Source organism: Bacillus cereus G9842, assembly GCF_000021305.1.
GTDB lineage: Bacteria > Bacillota > Bacilli > Bacillales > Bacillaceae_G > Bacillus_A > Bacillus_A thuringiensis_S.
Window position 1 is genome coordinate 3084064 of sequence record NC_011772.1, and the last position, 23231, is coordinate 3107294.

Genomic DNA, 23231 nt, shown 5'->3' on the forward strand with positions numbered 1-23231 from the left:
AAAATATAATTAAATTACTTCCAAACAACACCTCGCCTCTCATATTCCATTCTATATTCAACAGCAGCTGCAATTTTAGAACTTGCGAACTTTTCCGTAATCCAAAGAGCTAAATCAGTTCCTGAAGTAACTCCTCTTGCAGTAATAATATCGCCTTGATCTACAATTCGGTAATGAAGAAGTTCTGCCCCATATTTACTCATTTCACCCTGTGCCAAATGGTGCATCGTCGCCTTTTTACCATTCAATATACCTGAGGCTGCTAGTAGCATACCTCCTGTACAAACTCCCGCAACAATCGTTCCTTCATTATGCATCTCTCTAATCGTTTCTGTCAGTGTTCCAAGCTCTGCTTGCTTTCGTGCCCCATGTTCAGCTTTATGATTCCAGCCACCACCAGGTACAATTAACAAATCTGGGCGATTATCCATTCGTAAAAAATCATGTAGTGTAACCGTAACTCCAAACGAGGTAGTAACTTCTTGTTTTCGTTCACTTGATACGAGTTCAACTGTAAACGGAGCCCCTTCTTCTATTGCTCTTTTCAGTACTTCAAACGACGCGAAAGAGACAAGTTCTCCGAAGCCATCAAACAATACAATTTGTATTTTCATTTTCGGACACCCCATATTGTTTCTTTTTTGAATCGTAAATTAGGACAATAAATGTTATCTACAAATATACGACCAGGATTCACTCTTGCAATTACAGCCTTTACCTCCAATTGCCCTTTTTCATTTACTAAACGGTTACATTTATAAAAATCATCCTTGTTTAATTCAGAAATCATATGTTATCCCCCCTGAAACTGCTCTATTCTAACTTTACCACCATGACAGAATATTCTCTATTCGTTTTAATAGTTGTTTTAAACCAAAGAAGTAGATAATAAAAAGAGCCAATCCCTATAAAATAGAAGATTGACTCTTTCCTTTATTTACTCCCCTGTTTCAGAAAATCGCTTTATATGTTCACCAATTTCATCGCGAACACGTTGAAATTCAGACCACTCTTTTCCTGCTGGATCATCAAATCCCCAGTGAACACGATTCACATGCGGCGGAGTAGATGGACAGACAGCATCTGCATGACTACAAAGCGTAACGACTAAATCAGCACTATTTAAAATGGTTGCATCAATTATATCTGATGTTTGATTTGTTATGTCGATATTTACTTCGTTCATTGCTTTAATTGCGTTCGGATTTACTCCATGTGCTTCGATTCCTGCAGAATACACATTCCACTTATCTTCTAAAAATTGTTTGCCCCACGCTTCTGCCATTTGGCTTCGGCATGAATTTCCTGTGCATAAGAAATAGATTGTCTTTTTGTTTTCCATGGTATTTTCCACCTTTATTTTATATTTAGACTGGTTGGTCATTAAAATATTTACGTTTAAACCAAAAAGCAACGTTTACAAGTGCAATCATTACAGGTACTTCCACTAACGGTCCGATAACAGCTGCAAATGCTGCGCCTGAATGAATACCAAACACCCCAACTGCTACAGCAATTGCTAACTCAAAGTTATTACTACCTGCTGTAAATGCTAACGTTGTCGTCACCGGATAGTTGGCACCAATTTTCCTTCCCATAAAGAAAGATACAAAAAACATTACAATAAAATAAATGAGTAACGGAATCGCTATTCTTACCACATCTAGTGGCACGCTAACAATCATCTCCCCTTTTAAGGAGAACATGATGATGATTGTAAATAGTAATGCAAGTAATGTAAGTGGACTAATTTTCGGTATAAACACCTTTTCATACCACTGTCTTCCTTTTAACTTAACGAGTACAAAGCGTGTCAACATACCTGCTATAAAAGGAATTCCCAAATAGATAAATACGGATTTCGCTACTTCTATCATTGTAATATCGACAATAGCACCTTCAATTCCTAACCATTCTGGAATGACTGTTACAAACACGTATGCATAAACGGAGAAGAATAACATTTGGAATACTGAGTTAAAAGCCACTAAACCTGCCGCATACTCTTTATCCCCATCAGCAAGGTCGTTCCAAACAATTACCATTGCAATACAACGTGCTAAACCAATCATAATGAGCCCGACCATGTATTCTGGCTTATCAGGAAGAAAAATAATTGCTAAAACAAACATAAGTACAGGTCCAATAATCCAGTTTTGTACTAAAGATAAAACCAATACTTTTACGTCTTTAAATACTCGGCCCATTTCCTCGTAACGAACCTTTGCTAATGGTGGATACATCATGACAATTAAACCAGCAGCAAGCGGAATAGACGTCGTTCCAACTTGTAATGTATTCAGTCCATCTACTACACTAGGAAACACAAATCCTAAACCAATTCCAACTGCCATAGCTAGAAAAATCCATAGTGTTAAATATCGATCTAGAAAAGATAAACGTTTCATTTTATTTTCCATCTCCTATTAACAACAAGAATTTTTAGCTACCTCATTTGAAGTCATGCAACAAGATGAATCTTCTATTTTGTGAACATCACTATCAGCTTTTGTATAAAAGAACTCCCACTCATTACCATCGGGATCCGTTACCCAAAACTTATCTTGCACTGCATAACAACAAGTCGTATCCATCTCATCACGCGCAAAGAAACCTTCTTTTTCTAATCGCTCTTTATGTAATGTAATTTCTTCAGCTGTATCCACTTGGAAACCAAAGTGATTTACTTGATTTCCATTCACTTCATCTCGTACGTTTAGCGTGAAATTAAGTCCTGGCGTCTCTAATAGAAATTTTGCATAATCTGATTTCACTTTAACTGGTAATACACCAAATACCTTTTCATAAAATTCAATAGATTTCTCTAAATTCGTAACGTTTATACCGACGTGAACATATCTCATACCTTATTCCTCCTCTTTATATGTCATTAATCAATTTTTTTTGATTAATAGTACAAAATTTTAACAACAACTACCTTTTCCTGTTTTTCTAAAGATACAACACAATTCTTCTGATAATAAATTATTCACTTCCGCATCATTCAAATCATAATAACTCCACGTACCTGTTGTTTCTTTTACAATTAAACCTGCATCTAATAAAATCTTTAAATGATAGGACAACTTAGATTGCGTCATTTCAAAAACTTCGGTTAAATCACATACACACGTCTGTCCTCGCTGACAAAGTTCATACATGATTTCTAGACGTTTCTGATCCGCCAACGCTTTAAATTTTTTCTCATAGAGCTGAAAATCTTGTGCCACTGTAGTTCACTTCCCTTCATCAACTTTTTTTGATGTTTATAGTATATACGCTAGTGAGTTTATTATGCAACTTATTAATCAAGTTTTTTGATTTAGAAAAAATTTCTCCCATTATATCTTTGCTACAAGTAAAAAGGACCATCGCCTTTTCAAAAATGAAAAACTACGGTTCTTTTTACAACTTAATAGTTACAATATTTCCTAGTAATGGAGTCTCTATAACTATTTAACTTTTAATTTGATTATTATAGAGTAGTGCCCCATTACCATCAATCTAAGAAAAACAAATACCCCCAAATGAGAAAAATCGATATAACTCTTCGGCAAATAAAGATAACTCTTGTTTTTGGTGCATATTCATAAAAAGCACGTCACCCTTTCTCATTAACATAAGAGAATAGTAACGTGCTTTTAATCTCAAAAATAGTCTAAATCCTTAAGTTGATGGTTGTGGGGCGGGACCCCATGCCCATCAAGCTAATATTTTGAAGTGCCCCCAAAACGAAAATTTTATTATTTTACAGTTTTTTATGAGAATGCAACTCATTTTTTCGTGTTGGGGAACACCCAATTTCTTGACTTGATTTGAAATTAAAAATATAAACCTTTGCCCACTGGCTGAACGGTTTCTAACACAGTGTCAACCATGTCTTCATTAATTAGGGTTCTTATAATCCAAACTGAGAGATCTTGAGCAGCAAAACACCCTGCAGCAGTCGAGATATTTCCTTCGTTTACGAAACTTTGTTCAATAACGTCTACCTCAAATTCTTTTAGCTGTTCTACAACTGATGGATATGTAGTTGCTTTTTTACCAGTTAATAATTTTTTAGCTCCTAGTAATAGTGAACCAGAACACATAGAGCCTATTAATTGCCTTTGAGGATCTATATGAATACTATTAAGATATTCTTGATTTTTATATAAATTTTGTACACCCTTACCACTTCCAAATATTACAGCGTCAGCAGAAGGAATATCAGATATGCTTCCTGTCATGGGAATACGTAAGCCAGATACGGATATATGAGTTTTTTCCGTTCCTAATAGTTGGACGTTCCAATCAGAAATACCGCCAACTAAACGTACACGATTTAATAAATCCCATGGTAAAAAAACATCTATATCAGTAAAGTTATCAAAACAGACTATTCCAATTTTCATTCTCTAGCCCCCGTTATTTAAATATTGAAAACATTTTAATTATAACGATTTCAAGTGGTGGTAGCGAGTCTTAAATTTTTCAATAATCAGATATCCCGCCAATACCATCAAGCTAAAAAATTGTTTCCATAAAACGAACGCCCCAAAAACAGTAAAATTGATATTTCCGGGTAAAAATCTTATTTGGGGGCGTTATAAAATTCTTAAGTTGATGGATGTGGGGTTCTACATTTTATGCCGCACTAAAACCATCCTCAATAATCAAAATTAGGTTACATAGTTTTTTCTTTTATCATCTCAACAAATCTCTGTAAAGCTGCCGAAAAAAGTACATCTTTTCTCATAATAAAATAAGTTGGTACTTTAGAATATTGCTCAGGTAAATCAGCCATGGTTAAAGATTGCTCATGGTCTTTCAAAATTGATTTGACCATGACAGCAATGCCCATGCCAGCCTTCACACAACCAATAATCGCTTCAATTGTCCCAAATTCTAATACACGCTTTGGATAAATACCTGCTTCTTTTAACCACTTATCTACTCTATTTCGATAGTGACAACCGTTCCCAAATGCTAACATATTGACTTTATCAAGTTCTTGTAAAGTATGTAATGGTTGATAACTAATAATCGTTAGTTCTTCCTGACAAAACAAAAAAGAAGTTAAATCTGGATGATGAACATCTTCAACAATGAAAGCCCCTTCTAGTTTACGTTCAAGCACAAGTTGAGTTAGTTCAGTACTTTTATGAGTTTCTAGTACTAATTCAACCTCAGGATACTTTTCACAATAATTTTTTAGAAGAGGAGGTAAACGGACTGCTACTGTAGAGTTAGTAGATCCAATTTTCAACGTACCAAGGGGTTTAGATTGATTACTTTGTACCAATCTGATTGATTGCTCAGTTAGATCTAGAATTTTCCTAGTATATGTTAACAAAATCTCACCATTAGAATTTAAAGTAACTCCCTTTCCGTTCCGGTAAAATAAGGGAACACCTAACTCATCTTCTAGCTGTTTAATTTTCATAGTCACATTTGATTGAACATAGCTTAGTGATTTCGCTGCTTTCGATATACTTCCTTCTTCGGCTACCTTTTTAAATACAGTCAAATCTTTAATATCCATATAACTCACCTCTCGTGATATCATTTTTTTTGATAACTTCCTTCTTTATTATTCATTTTACTTGATACATATATATTCATACAATAAGAGAGAAGAGGAGGAAATGATAAAATGCAGAAACAAATAACAAGAAATGAACCCATTAGTTCTTACAAATGGATTGTCTTATTGATTGCAACTATTTCACAAACATGTGCCACGTTTGTTACATACGGGATTGGTCCTTTAGCTTCTTTATGGCAGCAAGTACATCACATATCTCAATTTCAAATAGGATTACTTGTATCAGTTGTCAATATTGGACCTATCTTCTCAATGTTATTGTTTGGAAACCTAATGGACCGACATGGCGAGAGATGGATTGTAGGAGGAGGTTCTGTCTTACTTGGAGCGAGTATGTTGTTTGCCTATCCAGTCACCAATTATACATATGTAGTTGCTATTTTACTATTTGTAGGGATTTGGTATGGAACGGCACAACCTGGGGGCAGTAAAGCTATTGTAAAGTGGTTTCCTCCTCAGCGCAGAGGACTTGCAATGGGGATTCGTCAAACTGGAATTCCCATCGGAGGTGCTTTAGCTTCTAGTACACTCCCTTTCTTTTTTTATGAATATGGCCTTCCATCTGTAATACTTGTGCAAGCAATTGTAGCTATTAGTGGGGGGGTATTGTTTATTCTATTTTATCGTGAGGAGCATTCGAGCATTCAAAAAACAGAAGCGGTTTCCTTCTTTACAAAGTTAAAGAAGATACAAAGAAACTATTCTCTCTATCCTATCTTTTTAATTGGAATATCAATGATGTCGTTACAGATGGTGCTCGTTTCCCACCTAATGAGTTATCTTACAAATGAAGTTCATACAAGTCTTCATCATGCTGGAACATTATTAAGTATAGTATTGATAGGTGGAATGTTTGGGAGGATCCTTTTAGCATGGGCTAGTGATAACATATTTAAAGGAAATCGCATCATTCCATTACAAATAACTATTGTTATGACTGTCTTATTGCTCCTTTGTACGAGCTATGTCATGACTTATATGATTTTTGGGATACTTGTAATCTTGTGCTTCTTTTTTGGTTTCTTTGCTATCGGTTGGTTTAGTTTATTTATCGTTTTCGTATCGGAAAGATCAGATCCGCAATTTATTGGTTTAACTGTTAGTTTCGCTTTAACATTGAATCAATTTGCTATTGTACTTGCACCTACGTTGTTTGGTATATTTGTTGACTATTTCCATAGTTATACTGTGCCGTTTAGTATCCTAGCTTTTTTCATTGCTTTGAGTGGAATATGGTTAACCATTATCGAATATCGGAGCAAACCATTACAGTAACTACTAAATTACTTAACAAACTAGGTGGTACAGTTATTATAAACAAATTTTTGGTTCGATTTCTTTTAATACGGCACTAGTGATAAAAAACTATAAATATCAATAAGTAAAGAGGGAGAAAAATGTCACGTAAATTATACTTTGCACTCATTATGTTAAGCCTTATTTGGGGAGGATCTTTCTATTTTTTTAAGATTTTAGTTACGGATTTCAATCCTTTAGTAGTAGCATTTTTACGGTCAACTTTTGGAGCTATAACACTTATTGCACTTATACCATTTTTTCGCAAATCTTTTAGAGGAAACATCTTTTTTATACCTTTGTTTGCTGTCGGAATACTAAATACTTTAATTCCATGGACACTTATTTGTTTTAGTGAACAAAAAATGACTAGTAATTTAGCTTCTGTTTTAAATGCAACCCAACCATTATGGACAATGGTTTTAGGAATCTTATTATTTGGTATACATTCCAATCGCAACCAAATTATAGGTCTATTTATTGGATTCGTAGGTATTTTAATACTCTCAGATATACATTTATCAAATGTTTTTTCAGTTGATTCATTAAATTTCGTCGCAATGTTGATAGCAACTTTTTGCTATGGTTTAGCAACTCATATAACAAAGCGTTATCTTAAAGAGATGTCCATGTTCCAAATTTCTTTAGGTACATTATTAGTTGGTAGTATATGTAGTGGTGGCATAGTTCTATTTTTAGAAGAACCAATTCAAATTTTAACTAAAATATCCTGGCATCATATAGGCGCATTAATTGGAATAGGTACATTTGGATCAGGTATAGCTTATTTACTTTACTTTTACTTAATTCAAAAAGGGGGCCCTAACTTCGCATCCATATCCACATACTTAGTTCCAGTATCAGCTATTTTTTGGGGATATATTCTTTTAAATGAAAATATCAGTTGGAGATTAATCATTGGATTAGTTTTTATACTTATCGGAGTTTATATAACTAATCGTAAAATCCAGTTAAATATTCCAGTTAAAGGTATACAAAAAGAATCCTAATTATTTAAGGCATTTTCTTATTTGCGTGTTCAAAATAAATTTTTAAAAAGGAAGGTCCTCCAAATTAAAGAGCCTTCCTTTTTTGTCCACAAATAATATTCGTAATATTCCCTCTTCTATAACAATCGATATACTAACAACTAACATAGTACTACTATTTATTTGCTTTTCAGCTCGTTTTCATATAAGTTTATAAAGTTTAAATTCCTTTGTTATCACGTAATTCCACAATTGTTCCTTCAGGCGCTTTCAACTTACATAAGTAACCATTTTCTATTTGATATATAATCTCACCATTTTTCAAAACAAAATGGGTGTTCAATTCTTTTAATCGTTCAACCTCTTGCTGAAGATTTTCTACCCACAAACAGAAATGGACAAGCCCTTCACTATTTGAATTGGTTACGGGTAGCTCCTCCCCCTGCTTACCCGTTTGTAATTCGATATAAAACGCACCTAACTTCAACCAGGTATTAAATGCACGTCTGTGAAAATTTGGTGACTCTTGGACAATTATAAAACTCAACGCTTTTGTATAAAATGTCAAGGTTTCTGAATATGTATTAGTTTGGATACATAGATGGTGCACATAATTTTTTGACATTAACTTTTTCTCCTTCTTCATACTGCCCTATAGTTTAATTATATTTTTTCACAACCTCATCTATTTTAACATAAATATCCAATTCTATTTAGAAAAAATCTTTCACAATATGGCCAGATTGTGGAGCGAAGAAATACTCTACAAAATATACTTTTTTATAAACAAATTAAAAATTATCAATCCTTATTATAAATGATTAGACTCTTTATAGATTATCGAACTTTATTTTAAACCAACACAAGCATGTTCCTATACAAACAAACTTTATAAATTTGTATCTATAAAATGAAAAAAACGCTATTCTATTTGTAAAAATATACAGGAAGGATGGCGTTTTTGATATGAACTTATCAATTTTTGATGAACTAGAATTGTTTTCTCAAGAGTTAAAACGATATATGTCACCTGATGCTCTAGAGAGATTAGCTAAAAATGTAGGATTTGTTAAACGAAAAAGTAAATACCGCGCACAAGATTTAGTGGCCTTATGTATTTGGTTAAGTCAAAACATAGCCCATACTTCATTGACACAACTATGCAGTCGATTAGAAGCTAACACCGGTATTTCTATGAGTCCAGAAGGATTGAATCAACGCTTTAATTTACAAGCTGTGCAGTTTTTACAACAACTCTTAGCACATTTACTTCACCAACAATTTTGCTCTTCTAGTAAGATTCCAACTTTGTATACAAACTATTTTCGTAGTATTCGTGTATTGGATTCTACACATTTTCAGGTTCCAGATAAATTTGCTTCTAGATATCAAGGTTCAGGAGGTAGTGGTCATAGTGCTGGTGTGAAAATTCAATTAGAGTACGATTTGCTTAGTGGTCAATTTTTACATGTTCATGTAGGTTCGGGAAAGCAAAACGATAAAATTTATGGTTCTACTTGCTTAACGTCTCTTCAACCGCACGATGTATGTATACGTGATCTAGGATATTTCGATTTAAGAGATTTACAAACGATAGACGAGTGTGGTGCTTATTTTATTTCACGATTAAAGCTCAATACACGTATATATAGGAAGAATAGAGAACCTGAATACTTTCAAAACGGAACAATAAAAAAGCAATCTGAATACATCCAACTAGATATGGAGCAATTCATTGACCAATTACAGTCCGGTGAAACATATGAAATTCCTGAGATTTATATTGGGATGTATCAAAAACTTCCTGCAAGACTAATTCTGTACAAATTAACTGAAACGCAAATGAAACGTAGACAAAAAGATTTAGCATCTAAAGAACATAAAAAACAAATTACCTATAAAGAACGCAGTAAGCGACTTAGTGCAATTAACTTTTACATTACAAATATTCCTTTGGAATATCTGCCAAAAGAACAAGTATACGATTTTTATTCCTTACGATGGCAAGTTGAACTTATCTTTAAAACTTGGAAATCATTTTTTCGTATTCATCATTGTAATTCTATAAAATTAGAACGACTAGAATCTCACTTATACGGACAATTAATTAGCATCCTTCTTTGTTCCTCCACCATGTTTCAAATGCGCCGATTACTCCTCATCAAGAAGAAACGAGAATTAAGCGAATATAAAGCGATTTATATGATAAAAGATTATTTTCCACTTATTTATCAATCTCTACAAAAAGAGACACAAGAATTAACAAAGATATTGTCTCGGCTATTTAATCTCTTACAGAAAAACGGACGAAAATCCCATAGGTATGAGAAGAAAACAGTCTTTGATGTCTTAGGTGTCGTATACAACTTTTCTATGTCACACAATCATGTAGCGTAATCCAAAAAATTGAAACCCGTTCGGGTTTATTTGGTATGCACATCTTTAAAGAACTTACACTGGATTTTAAAAAAAAGAAAAAATCTCACGTGAAATTAAATTTATATAATCTTAGCTTGATGGGCATGGGGCGGGACCCCAATAAGAACGGTATCTAAGATTGTATGAGAGGTGTTTGTTCCATTTCAAAGATCTCAGCCGACGATTAACTCAAGTACCGGTTTCGGATGATTCCCATGTGATGAAGTTCGTGTCCTGCGATGCCGTACGCGAGGGCGCGTGCCGTAATGCTTAGGTTGTTGGCTGTGCCCTTACGATTCCATGCCTCAGCCGGTAGCCCGCGCAGCAATGTGATCGTTGATTGCCTTACGGCCCGGTAGTCTTCGGCCAATTGCGCGGTTGTCCAGCTTCCGAAAGGAGGTAGGAACAATTCCTGATCGAAACCGGTCAGAGGCGTCTGGTCCCCTCTTGCGAACCGGAGCAGGCGGTAGGTCATGACGCGTTCCGCGTCTGCAATGTGGCCCACGACTTCTTTCAGCGTCCATTTTCCTTCCGCATACCGATATGCAGCCTGGCTTTCGGTCAACGATGCCAGGAGCTCAGTCATTTGCTTTTCCTGGGCGAGCAGAATGTTGATGATGTTACCGTCCGGCACCAAACGGATATATTCACCGGAGTTCCCGGCGTATTCTTCTTCTGACGGTCTTTGATTCATGCGTAGTCACCTCTTTATGTAAATATAGAAAATTATAGCACTCATCTATGTCTAATAAATTCGCGAAATGATAGAACTTCCCTTCTAATAATTGAGGAGAAGCAACTATTTAGTTGGTCGGTAGCCACACTATCCTGATTCGTTAGCACAATAAAAATTATCTGTTATACAATATTTCGAAGTTATTAATATATATAGAGGTAACCCCTTCTTTTTTTAATTTAAAGATGAATTTCCAATTATATTTTGAAATGAATTGGAGTAAAACACACTAGTCTAACTACTTTTTTATACAAGATTTTATGCGAAAAAGAATAGCGAAGATCCCTAGAATCTCCGCTATATCAATGATGTATAAAATCTTGTATAAGTGATAGATAGACATAGAGACAAAAAATTTAGTAAAAACAAGGATTCTATGAAAAACTTGCTACCGATAATCAAGAATTATGTAAATAAGCTGTCCATGTGGACAGCTTATTGTTTTTTTTGCTTAGCGTGCAAAATTCGCGTCTTGTTGGCGGTACCCCATCGCTATCAAGGTAAGCTTATGCAAAATTAATTTTAGACGAGATTGTTTCTTTTTTCTAAAGGGCAAGTGTAGGTGATTGAAAGATTTGCATACGAAATAAACCCTAACGGGTTTCACTTTTTTGAATTAAGCGGCTTGATTATCAGACAGGGTACAATTGTAAACGACACCTAGTATATCAAAGACCGTTTTTTTCTCATATCGATGAGATTTCCGCCCGTTTTGCTGTAGGAGGTTGAACAGGCGAAGTAACACCCTTGATAGCTCTTGGGTGTTTTTTTGTATAGTTTGGAATAGAAGAAGAAAATAGTCTTTAATCATATATATGGCTTTATACTCACTAAGCTCTCGTTTTTTCTTCGTGAGGAGCAATTGACGCATTTGAAACATGATAGAAGAACAGAGTAGAATGGCAATCAATTGACCATATAAATGGCACTCCAATCGTTCTGGTTTTATTTTTTTACAATGATGAATTTGAAAGAATGATTTCCACGTTTTAAATAAAATTTCGATTTGCCAACGCAAAGAATACCAGTCATGCACCTGTCCCATTGGGACAATATCTGTAGGGGTGTTTGTCATATATACATTGATACCACTGAGTCGTTTACTACGAGGAGAATACTTCATTCCTTTCTTTTTTTCTCTTATAGCTTGATCTTGTAATCGTTTTTGTTGTTGTTCTTTTGTTAGTCGATGAACAATCACACGAGTTGGGACTTTATCAGTCATTCCTACATAAGCATTGGATATTTCGCATGTTTGTCCTGGCTGAAGAGAGTTCATTAAAACCTCCATATCTATCTGGATATACTCTGTACTTTTCTTGATTCTGCCATCTTGAAAATAATCAGGGCTAGGATTCTTTTGATAAATACGTGTATTTGATTTGATACGTGAGATATAATAAGCCTTTTTATCTTGTATATATTGAAGATCTTTCAAATGAAAATAACCTAAATCTCGGATACATAAATCATTCGCTGCTACATTTGGGACACACAGAGAACCGTAGGTTCGATCATGTTGTTTACCTGGACCAGTATGAATATGTAGGAACTGTCCACTTAACAAATCATACTCAAGTTGAATTTTTATCCCAGCTGTATGGCTGCATCCTCCTGCACCTGGATAAACGAATGTAAAGGGATCTGGGAGTTGAAATGCGGTTGAATCTAAAATACGAATACGCTTGAAAACAGAGTTGTATGGAGAAGAAATTGGCATAGATGAGGCCAGTTTTTGGGTTAGTAGTTCAGCTAATAGGTGTTGTAAAAATTGGACAGCCGCTTGATTAAATCGTTGATTCAGCCCCTCAGGACTGATGAGCACTTCTGTCGATGCTTCCAAGCAGCTAGATAACTGAGTTAAAGAAGTCGTAGCGACATTTTGGCTCATCCATACACATAAAGCGACTAAATCTTTTTCTTGGTATTTACTGGTTCGTTGTACAAAACCAACATCTCTAGCAAGATCTCGTAAGATATTTGGAGATAAAAAGCTTTGAATCTCTTGAGCAAATAGTTGTAATTCATCGGATACAGAAATAGACATACAAAACGCCATCCTTTCCTATGATTCTATAGAAAGAATAGCGTTTTTTTCTTTTTATGGATACATTTTTTTAGCTCGATAGCGATGTGGTGTTACCTCAAATATAATTATTTTATTTGAAGGTCTCTTTTAAATTTTTATCAAATCTTTTCATAGGTTGATATACAAGGACGTGTAATGATAAACCTATCACTGCAGTAATGTTCAAAATAATACTTATAATCATTAAAGACCATTCTATAACTGGAGAAAAGTATCCGTTCGTGCTTAATGTTGAAGAACTGATACCTAGTAGTAAAATCACTATTAGTAAAGGTAAGTTTTTAACCAATTTGAATCCCCCTTTTAAATATAATATTTTTATATCATTATATCACACTAGATTATGTAATTAATATAAGATAGTTATCTATGAGAATTTAGCGTATTTTCTCTTTTTTGGGGTGACCTACTTCTTTAGCTTGATAGCGATGGGGTCCCGCCACATCGCTATCAAGCTAAGAAAATATAACTACCCCCAGAACAAGATTTTATGCTAATTTGTAATAAAAAAGCTCATTTTTTCGTTTTGGGGCTGATTTGTATTCTTAAGTTGATGGGCATGGGGTACAGTCAGGAAAATGCGGATTTACAACGTTAAGAAAGTTTCAATGGTCTTAAAGAATCTAACGAGATCATTTTTTCTGAATTAAAATGGTATTCTCCAAGTAAATTAATATGTTCCCAACCTAGAGGTGACATATGGTGCAATAATTCTTCATTAAAACTATCTGACCGTTTTTGATATTCAACTGCTTTTGTTAGATGTAAGGTATTCCAAATACTGATGGCATTGATAATTATGTTTAAAGCACTGGCTCTTTGGAATTGATGCTGTATGGTTCGTTCCCTAAGCTCTCCTTGTTTTCCAAAGAAAATAGCTCTTGCCAGTCCATTCATGGTTTCTCCTTTATTCAATCCTCTTTGTATTTTTCTTCTTAGAGATTCATCCGAAATGTAATTAAGAATAAAGATCGTTTTTTCTATTCGCCCCATTTCACGTAAGGCTGTAGCTAAGCTATTTTGTCTTGAATAAGAACCTAATTTCCCCATATTAAGGAATGCTGAGACTGCTCCTTCTCTTATTGAATGGGCTAATCGCAAAACATCTTCATAATTTTCTTCAATGACCTTTGTATTTATTTGCCCACGTAAAATAGTTTCTATTTTTGGATACTCACTCGCTTTATCTATTGTAAATAATTTTGAGTTCGATAGATCTCTTATCCTTGGAGAAAATTTAAATTCCAATAAATAGGTTAACCCCAAAATTTGGTCTGTGTAAGCAGCATTATCAATACCTTTTCACCAAAAAATTAGAATTAAAGTATGATCTTTCATTATAGACATGTGAAAATGACTAACGATTCAAATTCGTTAGCCATCATCTTCCATTAAAATGCTCGATTATTGAATAAGAGTTTTATTTTCAAAATTTTATACTATTTGTTAATGGTAACTTGTTGACTAACACAATTCCTTTTTAAGAATTTAGAAGATTCTTAAAATAAATTCACTTTAACTTGAGCACCAGTAAGATAATACCAGTTGAACCGTGCACTATTTTTGAAGTTATATTCTTATAAAACTCTTCGATAACCGATAGTATTTAGAAATAACCCTAGATAAAACACTAAATTTTCACTATTCCATTTAAAGACCTTCACAAAATAGGGTGGAAAATATCATGAGAGCTTGCTCACCCGCGTTGCAGACGTGGCGCAACTTTCCAAATCCTCCACCACTGATTCTATTAGCTTAGGGGGAGCATGACACCGATTGCGTCAACGTCTGGAGTTACCGCATCTCCTTTGCCCTCTGAAGCCCGACCACTGATCGTGATGGTTAGCTCCGGACTCGTTATATCGAGTTCAGGTAAGTTGAATAATAGGAATGATATCACCTCATGGTCGTCTAACGGGTGTTCAGGAATTTCCGTTGGAATTTTAAAGAACTGTTTGTAAGCTTTTCCGGTAATACTTCCGTTTGCCACAACCCTTTCGTCCCTGGGAGCATCGGCTAGGCCATTCCAATGACACGTGTATGAGCTAGATCCATCGCTGAAGGTCCAGTCGCAACTTTCCCACCCTCCACCGTAAGCTGGAGAACTGCCATTCCGCTCGAAGGCCAACACATGCGTTCTCTGCAGATCCTCAAAAGTAGGACGATCACCATGGGTGACATTTTCAAGCAACTGCTGTAGTCCAGAGTAGAGAAATCCTCCCGAAAACGATGAGACGGTGACAGCGCCACCAGGCAAGATGACCTGCGATCGACCATTTGGAGGACCAATCACATTTTCTTGGGAACCACCATTTGTGTTACTGATGGCTGTCCCGGCCCAGGAAATAACACTGTTTGGTAGCTCTGGAGATGCCAAGCGCACTAGTTCTTCCGTGGCTCGTGCAATAACATCGGGTAATCTGTCTCCTGCAGCACTTAGGGATTGATACAATTGGTAGGTTTTAATCGCATCCGCACTCGAGTCGCCGGACGAGGTTAGGTTGGCAAGGCCAGAAGCCACCGAAGCGATGGTCCTCTTTCGTTCACTTTTCTTCGCTGTGAGTAGCACCTTCTGTGCCATAGCAATCTGTTTCACGATGACCGAATTTCTACACATGCCATCTGTATCCGAAATCAATGTGCACAACTCCACCATACCGATACCTCGCCAGATGAGGCTCCACCAGTGTTGCCCCACTAGTCGAACTGCTTCTCTGCCCCTCGCAATGATTTGTTCAGCAGTACCACCATAGTCATCCGGATTTACAAGTCCAGGTGGCCACAGTTCTGGGTGCTCAAGCTTTAAAGCATGCCAATCACCAGCATACATGATCTTGAAAAAACTGAATCCAGAATGAATATCCGCACCTGCCAAAGGATGCAACCCATTCCACATAAAGCTAAAATATTTGTCTCCGGATAAATCGAGATCCTTGATTGTCCATATACCTTCCTCCATACGTTTTATAACGGCTCGAAGGAAGTTAGCGTATGATTTCATCTCACGGCAGCCGGCCCGCCCATGTACCAGTGATTCGGGTGCAACCGCCTTCAGCACGGCCATCCGCACCGCAATCGCATAAGCGGCAGCTGGCAATGTGAAACGATGGTCCCAGACCAGCTCCCCAGGCTTCCTAATCAGCTGGTCACGATTAGGGTGATAGCCAAGCCATGAATTACTTATATCATGCGGGTTAATTCCTAGCGCCTTCAAGCTAAACGGCCGCATCCATAAGCCACCATCAAGACCTTCGCTAACAAATGTTTGAACCGCTAGCAAAGACATGGTGTCGGCCTCAGCTATCTTGTTTGCCCAAACCAGATCGTTTCGTGGACGTCCCAGTTCGAGGTACTCCTGTACTATTCGTAGAGCAGTAGACGAATGTGCACGCAAGAATGTCAGGTTGTCACGACGAATGGCTGTCCACGTTCCAAGCAATGTGTCCTCAATTTTCTCTAACATATCACTAATCCTTGCGAGCATTACTATTACAGGATCAGTATCCGGAGGACCAAGCAGCCCCCACCAGTCCGCTATCTTGACACCCAACTCGACTGCGTCACCAACAAGAACAATTGTGTCCGTAAGTTCAATAATATATCGAAGCGTCCTCTGTGCTGTCGAACCTATACCTAAGTGATAATAGTCATTGGCCCAGCCCCCGAAACTCAAGTCATCTGCGTTCAGTAGCTGAAGCCCTTTGCCGACATAGGCAGCTGTAAGCTGCTGCGCAAGTTCTGGTGAAGCATCGGAGACATTCGTGACATCCTGAGGCTTGGGTACCACCATCCCGTCACTTCTAAGGAAAACACCCGTAGTCGGGATCCGATAAATTGAATCGCTCATCAATAACCCCTCCTAATAAATAGTAATTTTCTCTTTCTATCTCCTCAATATCACTTATATTACTGCCCGTTAAACATAAAATTATCCAAAATCGTTATTTAGGGGTCACCATACATGCCCATCGACTTAAGAATTTTATAAAACCCCAAAACAAAAAAATGTACATTTTCACATGAAGAAGTCAATTTTCTCGTTTTGGGGGTATTTGTATTTCTTAGCTTGATAGCTATGGGGTAGCACCACATCGCCATCAAGCTAAAATTTTATAGCACCCCCAGAACGAAATTTTGTACTATCTTGTAATAAAATGCTCATTTTTTCGTTTTGAGGTATTTGCGTTTCTTAGTCTGATAGTGATGGGGTGGGCCCCCACACAGTACGATTTTATTTCAAAAACACAACGATTTTACTACACACTTTTTATTTATCCCAAACTCTCATCTGCTAGTATTACTATTTTTCATTACTAATCTTGCCGTTTCACTCGGATGGCTAAGAGGAAAATGATGGCCATATGGAACAAAATCAACCTTACCAAGATACGATGGAGCAGAATAACCTCTGTCATAATCCCCCAAAATAATGTGAAGATTATACTTTGTTACTTCCTTGAAATCACCTTGATCTTTTTTCAGTAGTAAACTGTTAAGCTGAACCGTAGTATTTAAAATTCTAGGAGAAGTAAAACTGTTACTTACTTTTTCGATATAATGTTCAGGGATGCTCTCCATACTTTCAAACAAACCATTATTTAATAAATAACGCCCTATCAAATTAGGAGTTGCCAATTTTAATGTCCATTTGTTTATAAATTGGGGAACATTTAGCAATTTAGCATTTTTTTTAGCAACAGGTGGCTGAAGTAACGTAATTGAATACTTCTTATCTATGTACTCTTGTACCAATGCTTCCAGAAGAATAAATGCACCGAATGAATGGCCAATTAGATGTGCACCATTCGTAGCTTTCTCCAATAACTTTTTCACTACATTCAAATAGATAGCTAGAAGATTTTTCTCTTGTTTAAAAGGAGAACGTCCCAAACCTGGAAGATCCAAAATCCATACAGGTTGACCAGTTTTTTCATGAAGCTCTTGTGCTAAAGGAAATAAATCCTCTCCATCACTCAATAAACCATGTAATAAAATAAACGGTTTACCCTCTCCTTGTAATTGGTAAAGGGTATTGTTATCGCATAATGTTCGTTTAAATACATGATTATGCTGGCCATATTGATACATCATTCGATAATCCAGATCAGCTACTACGGCAGGGAAAAATTTCATTACACTCGTCTCCTTAAACCAATCTCCTCCCATAATTTTTTTCGCTGAAACATTTGAAAATTTTCGTTTTGTAATAAAATTCAGTCCATCAGAAGGAATTTTTGTTATTTTACTTACTCCACTATTCATAATTGCTTTCATAAGTGGCATTGGGACAGAGATTTTTGGTGCCCTCATATTCATACTTTCTGACATAATACTTAATAACTCAGCAATGTTCTGATCGTGCTGTTTGTCTTCAACAAGTGTATATGTTTGAATAGTCGGTTGCTCTAATCTGAAAACCTGCACAATAAACTTCGCAAGCTCATCGTTTGAAATAAGTGGTAACCTATATCCCTTACCTCCAGGAATCATTGGCATGAGCCCTCTTCGCATACTCATCACAAGCAAACCTAATCCTGCTATCTGCTCTGTACTCCCTGTTTTACTACTACCGACTACAGTTGGCGGATTAATTACAGAAAGCGGATAACCTACTGCTGATGCCTGCTGACGGATATAAAGATCTGCTAAAAATTTTGTTCTCTCATATGGATTTTTTATTTTCAAATAATTATTTCCTTCTTGAAACACATCAATTGCAATCTTGCTATTTTTATCATCAAAGGGACTCATATAACCTACAACATGAATAAATTGTTGCAAGCCCTTCAATTGATGAATACTTTTAGCTAATTCACTAATATGTTTTGCGCCATTTAAAAATACGGAAGCTGCCTCTTTACTTGTCGCTTGAATATCCATGGGGCCTCCTGCGTGAATAATCACATCCGTTTTCAATACCCTCTCCTTATCTTCAGCACTTAGACCTAAATCTTTTTTCGTCAAATCACCTTCAATAAAGTCCATAACTTCCTTTTTTAAGTTTCCTCTTTCTTGAAAAAGGCGTATTGCTTTACTTTTCGACCTTACTAAAAGAAGAATTTTAACATCCTCTTTGGCTAATTCTTTCACTAATTGCTTTCCAATAAAGCCTGTTCCACCAGTTAAAAATACTGTTCTCATATAAAATCCCCCTTTTAGTACTAATCAGTACTAATTTAATTTAAAAAAAATGCTTCTTTTATCGAAGCAATTTTAAAAAATGATCTGCTGTTTTCGTGATTACAGTTGCATCCTTCAATGTTTCTGAAATAAATAACGCTCCTTCAAGATTTGTAATAAAAAGTGATGCAACCTCATCAATATGAATCGTATTTCTAAATTCTCCATTCTCTACCCCTTGTTTAAGTAATAGAGAAACTTTCTTTTGTAATCCTGTAAAAAAAAGACCTATTTTTTCTTTTATTTGCGTGGCCTGTTTAGGACTTTGAATATAAAGAGTAATAAATGGACAGCTCCCCTTATACTCTCTCGACTGAACTCCTTGTGATAATTGCTTTAAAAACAGTTGGATACGATCTTCAACTAAAAATTGGTTCTGAGAAAGTACGTCATCAATTGCAGATTGATACATTTCAATCCAATAATCAACGACCCCTTCTAATAATACTTCCTTATTAGAAAAGTGATAATACACATTAGACTTTGAAACTTTGCTTACACGTACTAATTCATCCATACTTGTATAAGCAAACCCTTTTTCTAAAAATAATGTTGCAGCTACTTCAATCACACGTTTTTGATTCATTAATTTTACCTTTGTCATAACTAGAACTATATAGTACTAATTTAAATATTACAAGTATTTATGTTAATTTAGAAAAAAGTTTGTTTAAAAAAGTTCCACTAACATTGATTTTACTGCAAAAAAAATCTTATTTTGAATAAAGTTGAACTGAACCCCGAAATTGTTAATTCACTATCGTCTAATAGAGGTCACCATACATACCCATCAACTTAAGAAAAAGAAATGCCCCCTTATTCAAGTTGCCTAGCCAAAAAATCACGTTTTAATAGACTTCTTTAGCATGCCTATCTTTCTATAAATTACCAGATATGAAACAAGGATCGTTTCATATCTAGTAATTTACTTGATTAGCTTGATGGGTATGGAGTAGTGCCCCTATAAACAAAACCCTCCAGAAACATCTAAAATCTGCCCTGTTATCCAGCGGCTATCAGCAGAAGCAAGGAATGCTACTGCATCTGCAATATCTTCAACTTGCCCTATTCGTTCGAACACAGATGAATTCGTAGCAAAACTTCGTATTTCCGGATCATCTAGCAATTTTGCATTAATATCTGTCTTCGTATATCCAGGCATAATTGTATTCACTGTTATACCTCTTTCTCCGAGATGTTTAGCTAGAGGAAGTGTCATCGTATTTAATGCACCTTTACTTAAGCCGTATGCAATTGAGCCTGTAAAACCAAGTCGTACTTCAGCTGATGAAATGTTAATAATACGCCCCTCTGCTCGTAGTAACGGCAATGTTTGCTGAATTAAGAAGAACGGTGCCTTAATATTTACAGACATAATTTCATCAAAAACTTCTTCTGTCGTATTTTCAATCGTTCCTTGTGTACCTATCCCTGCATTGTTTACTAAAATATCAATCTCTGATGTACCAACCCTTACTTGTAATTCATTCTTCAATTGTTCTACTAGCTTCTTGACACCATCAATTGAATTGAGTTCTGCTTCAATTAAGAATGCTTTTCCTCCATTAGATTCAATCTCACTAATTGTTTCATCTGCAGCTGCCTTATTTCGTCCGTAGTGAATCACAACTAATGCACCGTCGTTTGCCAATCTCATCGCAATCGCACGACCAATACCGCGACTCGCCCCTGTTACTAACGCTACTTTCCCATCAAGATTCTTCATTTTTTCCATCCTTTCTAAATTTCCGTTTAAAAAATCCAACACTTATATTTTCATGCAAACACCGATAATTTTAAATATAGATTTATAAGTAATTCAGTTCGTTCACTTATGATATTATAGTTATAACTTACGTTTTACTTTAGAAAATAAAATAAGGAGACTACACAATGCAAAACACAGTAAAACTGGATGAAATCGATCATAAGATTATGAACTTGTTGTATGAAAATGCGAGAATTTCTGTTTCAGAAATAGGACGAATTATATCCATGACGCAACCTGCTGTAAAAGAGCGTATTAATAAACTTGAAGATCAAGGAGTTATAGCGGCTTACCGAACGAAATTTGAGCCTTCCAAAATTAATAAAAACATTCAAGCATTCATCATGTTTAAAACGAGCCAATGCTCTGATTTCATCCAATATTGTAATGCCGCTCCTGAAGTAACTGATTTATATCGAATTAGCGGGGAATTTAATTATATGATGAAGGTCATGAGCGATTCGATGGATTCCCTCGCTGCGTTTTTAGACTCGTTAATGCAATTCGGATTATCATCTCCTTTAATTGTTTTAAAGAGTGAGTTCGAGGAGAAATTGTCATTCTAATAAAGGGATACGTATTATTATCCTCACTAACAGTAAAATTTTCTCTTTCTTGAGAAAAACCAACAAAATCAATGACTAGCAAACAAAAAAGAACATTGATTTTTCAATGTTCTTTTTATATCTCTACTTATTAATTCGATTGCTATTCGAAAAAAGCACCTTAATCCCTTACCCTTGATTCCTCTGCACCTCTCTAAACTCCTCCTTCACCTTCTCTAACAACCCTTCTTCCGTAATTAATCGATACGCCGTATTTGCTAATGCTTTTGCCGATGTAATTAATGCTTTATCTCCAAGTTCTGAACGTGCTGCTTCTCTAAATTCATTCGTATGTGCAATTAAGTCATCTGGTCCGATTTTAATGTACGGATGAATTGTCGGTACGACTTGACTTACGTTTCCTGCGTCGGTTGAACCGATCCCTACTCTTTCTTTACGATTTACCTCTTCACCTAATAGTTCTAATTCTTCCGCTACGATATCGTTATATGTTTTTGTTACGAGTAATTCATCGATTTCATTTTGGAATTGATGAATTTTTACTTTTGCACCTGTTGCTAACGCTGCTCCCTCAGCAATGTTTCTTACTTTTTCTGTTACTTCTGCACATCTTTTTCGCGTTGCTGCGCGGATGAAGAACCTTGCCGCGGCGTAGTCAGGAATAATGTTAGGTGCTTTTCCGCCTTCTGTAATAACGCCATGAATTTTCACGTCTGACGGAAGTTGTTGGCGAAGTGCGTTAATACTGTTATAAAGCTGAATAACCGCATCTAATGCATTAATCCCTTCTTCTGGTGAGGCTGCAGCGTGAGCTGTTTTTCCGTAAAAATGAAAATCAAGTGGATCGACTGCTAATGAAGGACTCGTTGTCGCTGTCTTTGCGCTCGGATGAATCATAAGCGCCGCATCAATGTCTTTAAATAAACCTGCCTTTACATAACTTGATTTCGCGCTACCATTTGGCCCGCCTTCTTCTGCTGGTGTACCAAACACGACAACTTCCCCGCCAATTTCTTCAAGCGTTTCTGATAATGCGATTGCTGCTGCAACGCTAATTGTGCCAATTAAATTGTGACCACACGCATGACCTAGTCCTGGTAAAGCGTCATACTCCGCTAAAAATGCAATGACTGGTCCTTGTTTTCCTGAACTTTTTCGCGCAATAAAACCTGTTTCATGTCCAGCTATATTGTGTTGCAGCTGAAATCCTGCACTACCTAGTAATAAGCTTAACGTTCTGGATGCGTAAAACTCTTGGTTTCCAATCTCCGGATTCGCATGAATATCATGACTTGTTTCTATGTACTTTTCCTTATTTCTTTCGATACTCTCTTCAATTGTTTTTCTTTGTGACGTTACTCCTGTCGCTCCCATTGTTCTTCCTCCTTTTATTTTCACGTAAAAAAGCCTCTTTCTAAAAGATAGAAAGAGGCTTCTGTATATACAATCAAAATGAGCTTCTTTCTTATCTTTCAAGTTACCTTGCTGGAATTGGCACAGTATTCATAACGAATCCGCTGCCGAGGTATCATAGGGCCAGTCCCTCCACCTCTCGTGATAAGAATTTTCATAAAATTATATTAAATTACATTCATTCTAAGT

Annotated in this window: 20 protein-coding genes, 2 pseudogenes and 1 riboswitch; of the genes and pseudogenes, 4 read left to right on the top strand and 18 right to left on the bottom strand. The window is 36.1% G+C overall.

Annotation, left to right across the window (positions count from 1 at the left end; translation table 11 throughout):
* Positions 1 to 14 precede the first annotated feature (14 nt).
* The 8 genes and pseudogenes from BCG9842_RS15495 to BCG9842_RS15530 form a co-directional block, all read right to left on the bottom strand.
* Positions 15 to 614 carry a DJ-1/PfpI family protein gene (locus BCG9842_RS15495; RefSeq protein ID WP_000701579.1) on the bottom strand — a complete coding sequence of 200 codons (600 nt, stop codon included), beginning with the start codon at positions 612 to 614 and terminating at the stop codon, positions 15 to 17.
* Positions 615 to 652: 38 nt separating this feature from the next.
* Positions 653 to 790: pseudogene (locus tag BCG9842_RS15500) on the bottom strand (GNAT family acetyltransferase); the annotation flags it as partial.
* Positions 791 to 937: 147 nt separating this feature from the next.
* On the bottom strand, positions 938 to 1342 hold the full coding sequence (gene arsC, locus BCG9842_RS15505) for an arsenate reductase (thioredoxin) (protein ID WP_000428339.1): 405 nt from the start codon (positions 1340 to 1342) through the stop codon (positions 938 to 940).
* Between the two features lie 25 nt (positions 1343 to 1367).
* Positions 1368 to 2408 (bottom strand): ACR3 family arsenite efflux transporter, encoded by a 1041-nt coding sequence (gene arsB, locus BCG9842_RS15510; RefSeq protein ID WP_000826537.1) that lies wholly within the window; start codon positions 2406 to 2408, stop codon positions 1368 to 1370.
* A gap of 18 nt (positions 2409 to 2426) precedes the next feature.
* Complete coding sequence (locus BCG9842_RS15515) at positions 2427 to 2864, bottom strand: ArsI/CadI family heavy metal resistance metalloenzyme (RefSeq protein ID WP_001271002.1); 438 nt, start codon at positions 2862 to 2864, stop codon at positions 2427 to 2429.
* Between the two features lie 60 nt (positions 2865 to 2924).
* Positions 2925 to 3230 (bottom strand): arsenical resistance operon transcriptional regulator ArsR, encoded by a 306-nt coding sequence (arsR, locus tag BCG9842_RS15520; RefSeq protein WP_002162753.1) that lies wholly within the window; start codon positions 3228 to 3230, stop codon positions 2925 to 2927.
* 591 nt (positions 3231 to 3821) lie between these two features.
* Positions 3822 to 4394 carry a DJ-1/PfpI family protein gene (locus BCG9842_RS15525; RefSeq protein WP_000690036.1) on the bottom strand — a complete coding sequence of 191 codons (573 nt, stop codon included), beginning with the start codon at positions 4392 to 4394 and terminating at the stop codon, positions 3822 to 3824.
* 272 nt (positions 4395 to 4666) lie between these two features.
* The gene (locus BCG9842_RS15530; protein WP_000351670.1) at positions 4667 to 5524 is read right to left on the bottom strand and encodes a LysR family transcriptional regulator; all 858 of its coding nucleotides are present in this window, start codon (positions 5522 to 5524) and stop codon (positions 4667 to 4669) included.
* Between the two features lie 111 nt (positions 5525 to 5635).
* Here BCG9842_RS15530 and BCG9842_RS15535 point away from each other — a divergent pair, with 111 nt between their 5' ends.
* Positions 5636 to 6862, top strand: a complete 1227-nt coding sequence (locus tag BCG9842_RS15535; RefSeq protein ID WP_001171807.1) for an MFS transporter — start codon at positions 5636 to 5638, stop codon at positions 6860 to 6862.
* A 122-nt stretch (positions 6863 to 6984) separates the two neighbouring features.
* Complete coding sequence (locus BCG9842_RS15540) at positions 6985 to 7893, top strand: DMT family transporter (protein WP_000087751.1); 909 nt, start codon at positions 6985 to 6987, stop codon at positions 7891 to 7893.
* A gap of 199 nt (positions 7894 to 8092) precedes the next feature.
* Here BCG9842_RS15540 and BCG9842_RS15545 read toward each other — a convergent pair whose 3' ends face one another.
* The gene (locus BCG9842_RS15545; protein WP_000042407.1) at positions 8093 to 8497 is read right to left on the bottom strand and encodes a VOC family protein; all 405 of its coding nucleotides are present in this window, start codon (positions 8495 to 8497) and stop codon (positions 8093 to 8095) included.
* Between the two features lie 341 nt (positions 8498 to 8838).
* On the opposite strand from BCG9842_RS15545, the gene BCG9842_RS15550 reads away from it, so the two are divergent.
* Positions 8839 to 10269 carry an IS4 family transposase gene (locus BCG9842_RS15550; protein ID WP_001053906.1) on the top strand — a complete coding sequence of 477 codons (1431 nt, stop codon included), beginning with the start codon at positions 8839 to 8841 and terminating at the stop codon, positions 10267 to 10269.
* A gap of 205 nt (positions 10270 to 10474) precedes the next feature.
* Here the strand turns inward: BCG9842_RS15550 and BCG9842_RS15555 are convergent, their stop codons facing one another.
* From BCG9842_RS15555 to BCG9842_RS15590, 8 genes and pseudogenes are all read right to left on the bottom strand, one after another.
* Positions 10475 to 10984 carry a DinB family protein gene (locus BCG9842_RS15555; protein ID WP_001076303.1) on the bottom strand — a complete coding sequence of 170 codons (510 nt, stop codon included), beginning with the start codon at positions 10982 to 10984 and terminating at the stop codon, positions 10475 to 10477.
* Between the two features lie 658 nt (positions 10985 to 11642).
* Positions 11643 to 13073 carry an IS4 family transposase gene (locus tag BCG9842_RS15560; RefSeq protein ID WP_000028465.1) on the bottom strand — a complete coding sequence of 477 codons (1431 nt, stop codon included), beginning with the start codon at positions 13071 to 13073 and terminating at the stop codon, positions 11643 to 11645.
* A gap of 112 nt (positions 13074 to 13185) precedes the next feature.
* On the bottom strand, positions 13186 to 13404 hold the full coding sequence (locus BCG9842_RS15565) for a hypothetical protein (RefSeq protein ID WP_000240399.1): 219 nt from the start codon (positions 13402 to 13404) through the stop codon (positions 13186 to 13188).
* Between the two features lie 305 nt (positions 13405 to 13709).
* Positions 13710 to 14408, bottom strand: a pseudogene (locus tag BCG9842_RS15570) (Tn3 family transposase); the annotation flags it as partial.
* A gap of 457 nt (positions 14409 to 14865) precedes the next feature.
* On the bottom strand, positions 14866 to 16962 hold the full coding sequence (locus BCG9842_RS15575; protein ID WP_001284017.1) for a hypothetical protein: 2097 nt from the start codon (positions 16960 to 16962) through the stop codon (positions 14866 to 14868).
* A 437-nt stretch (positions 16963 to 17399) separates the two neighbouring features.
* Positions 17400 to 19256: an alpha/beta fold hydrolase gene (locus tag BCG9842_RS15580; RefSeq protein ID WP_001261152.1), complete on the bottom strand. Its 1857-nt coding sequence runs from the start codon at positions 19254 to 19256 to the stop codon at positions 17400 to 17402.
* Positions 19257 to 19314: 58 nt separating this feature from the next.
* Positions 19315 to 19881 carry a TetR/AcrR family transcriptional regulator gene (locus BCG9842_RS15585; RefSeq protein ID WP_001072318.1) on the bottom strand — a complete coding sequence of 189 codons (567 nt, stop codon included), beginning with the start codon at positions 19879 to 19881 and terminating at the stop codon, positions 19315 to 19317.
* Between the two features lie 375 nt (positions 19882 to 20256).
* Entirely contained in the window at positions 20257 to 21021 is a 765-nt protein-coding gene (locus BCG9842_RS15590) for an SDR family oxidoreductase (protein WP_000792677.1), read from the bottom strand.
* 167 nt (positions 21022 to 21188) lie between these two features.
* Between BCG9842_RS15590 and BCG9842_RS15595 the strand changes: the two genes are divergently transcribed.
* A complete protein-coding gene (locus tag BCG9842_RS15595; protein WP_001181721.1) occupies positions 21189 to 21629 on the top strand; it encodes an Lrp/AsnC family transcriptional regulator in 441 nt (146 codons plus the stop codon).
* Between the two features lie 168 nt (positions 21630 to 21797).
* On the opposite strand, the gene BCG9842_RS15600 is transcribed toward BCG9842_RS15595, so the two are convergent.
* Positions 21798 to 23003: a M20 family metallopeptidase gene (locus tag BCG9842_RS15600; RefSeq protein ID WP_000501376.1), complete on the bottom strand. Its 1206-nt coding sequence runs from the start codon at positions 23001 to 23003 to the stop codon at positions 21798 to 21800.
* Positions 23004 to 23091: 88 nt separating this feature from the next.
* Positions 23092 to 23193, bottom strand: a riboswitch (SAM riboswitch).
* Between the last annotated feature and the right edge of the window lie 38 nt (positions 23194 to 23231).

Excerpts from the sequence above, each read along its gene's own strand:
- BCG9842_RS15495 (WP_000701579.1), bottom strand. The coding sequence starts at position 614 with ATGAAAATACAAATTGTATTGTTTGATGGCTTCGGAGAACTTGTCTCT.
- arsC (WP_000428339.1), bottom strand. The coding sequence starts at position 1,342 with ATGGAAAACAAAAAGACAATCTATTTCTTATGCACAGGAAATTCATGC.
- arsB (WP_000826537.1), bottom strand. The coding sequence starts at position 2,408 with ATGAAACGTTTATCTTTTCTAGATCGATATTTAACACTATGGATTTTT.
- BCG9842_RS15515 (WP_001271002.1), bottom strand. The coding sequence starts at position 2,864 with ATGAGATATGTTCACGTCGGTATAAACGTTACGAATTTAGAGAAATCT.
- BCG9842_RS15525 (WP_000690036.1), bottom strand. The coding sequence starts at position 4,394 with ATGAAAATTGGAATAGTCTGTTTTGATAACTTTACTGATATAGATGTT.
- BCG9842_RS15530 (WP_000351670.1), bottom strand. The coding sequence starts at position 5,524 with ATGGATATTAAAGATTTGACTGTATTTAAAAAGGTAGCCGAAGAAGGA.
- BCG9842_RS15535 (WP_001171807.1), top strand. The coding sequence starts at position 5,636 with ATGCAGAAACAAATAACAAGAAATGAACCCATTAGTTCTTACAAATGG.
- BCG9842_RS15540 (WP_000087751.1), top strand. The coding sequence starts at position 6,985 with ATGTCACGTAAATTATACTTTGCACTCATTATGTTAAGCCTTATTTGG.
- BCG9842_RS15545 (WP_000042407.1), bottom strand. The coding sequence starts at position 8,497 with ATGTCAAAAAATTATGTGCACCATCTATGTATCCAAACTAATACATAT.
- BCG9842_RS15550 (WP_001053906.1), top strand. The coding sequence starts at position 8,839 with ATGAACTTATCAATTTTTGATGAACTAGAATTGTTTTCTCAAGAGTTA.
- BCG9842_RS15555 (WP_001076303.1), bottom strand. The coding sequence starts at position 10,984 with ATGAATCAAAGACCGTCAGAAGAAGAATACGCCGGGAACTCCGGTGAA.
- BCG9842_RS15560 (WP_000028465.1), bottom strand. The coding sequence starts at position 13,073 with ATGTCTATTTCTGTATCCGATGAATTACAACTATTTGCTCAAGAGATT.
- BCG9842_RS15575 (WP_001284017.1), bottom strand. The coding sequence starts at position 16,962 with ATGAGCGATTCAATTTATCGGATCCCGACTACGGGTGTTTTCCTTAGA.
- BCG9842_RS15580 (WP_001261152.1), bottom strand. The coding sequence starts at position 19,256 with ATGAGAACAGTATTTTTAACTGGTGGAACAGGCTTTATTGGAAAGCAA.
- BCG9842_RS15585 (WP_001072318.1), bottom strand. The coding sequence starts at position 19,881 with ATGAATCAAAAACGTGTGATTGAAGTAGCTGCAACATTATTTTTAGAA.
- BCG9842_RS15590 (WP_000792677.1), bottom strand. The coding sequence starts at position 21,021 with ATGAAGAATCTTGATGGGAAAGTAGCGTTAGTAACAGGGGCGAGTCGC.
- BCG9842_RS15595 (WP_001181721.1), top strand. The coding sequence starts at position 21,189 with ATGCAAAACACAGTAAAACTGGATGAAATCGATCATAAGATTATGAAC.
- BCG9842_RS15600 (WP_000501376.1), bottom strand. The coding sequence starts at position 23,003 with ATGGGAGCGACAGGAGTAACGTCACAAAGAAAAACAATTGAAGAGAGT.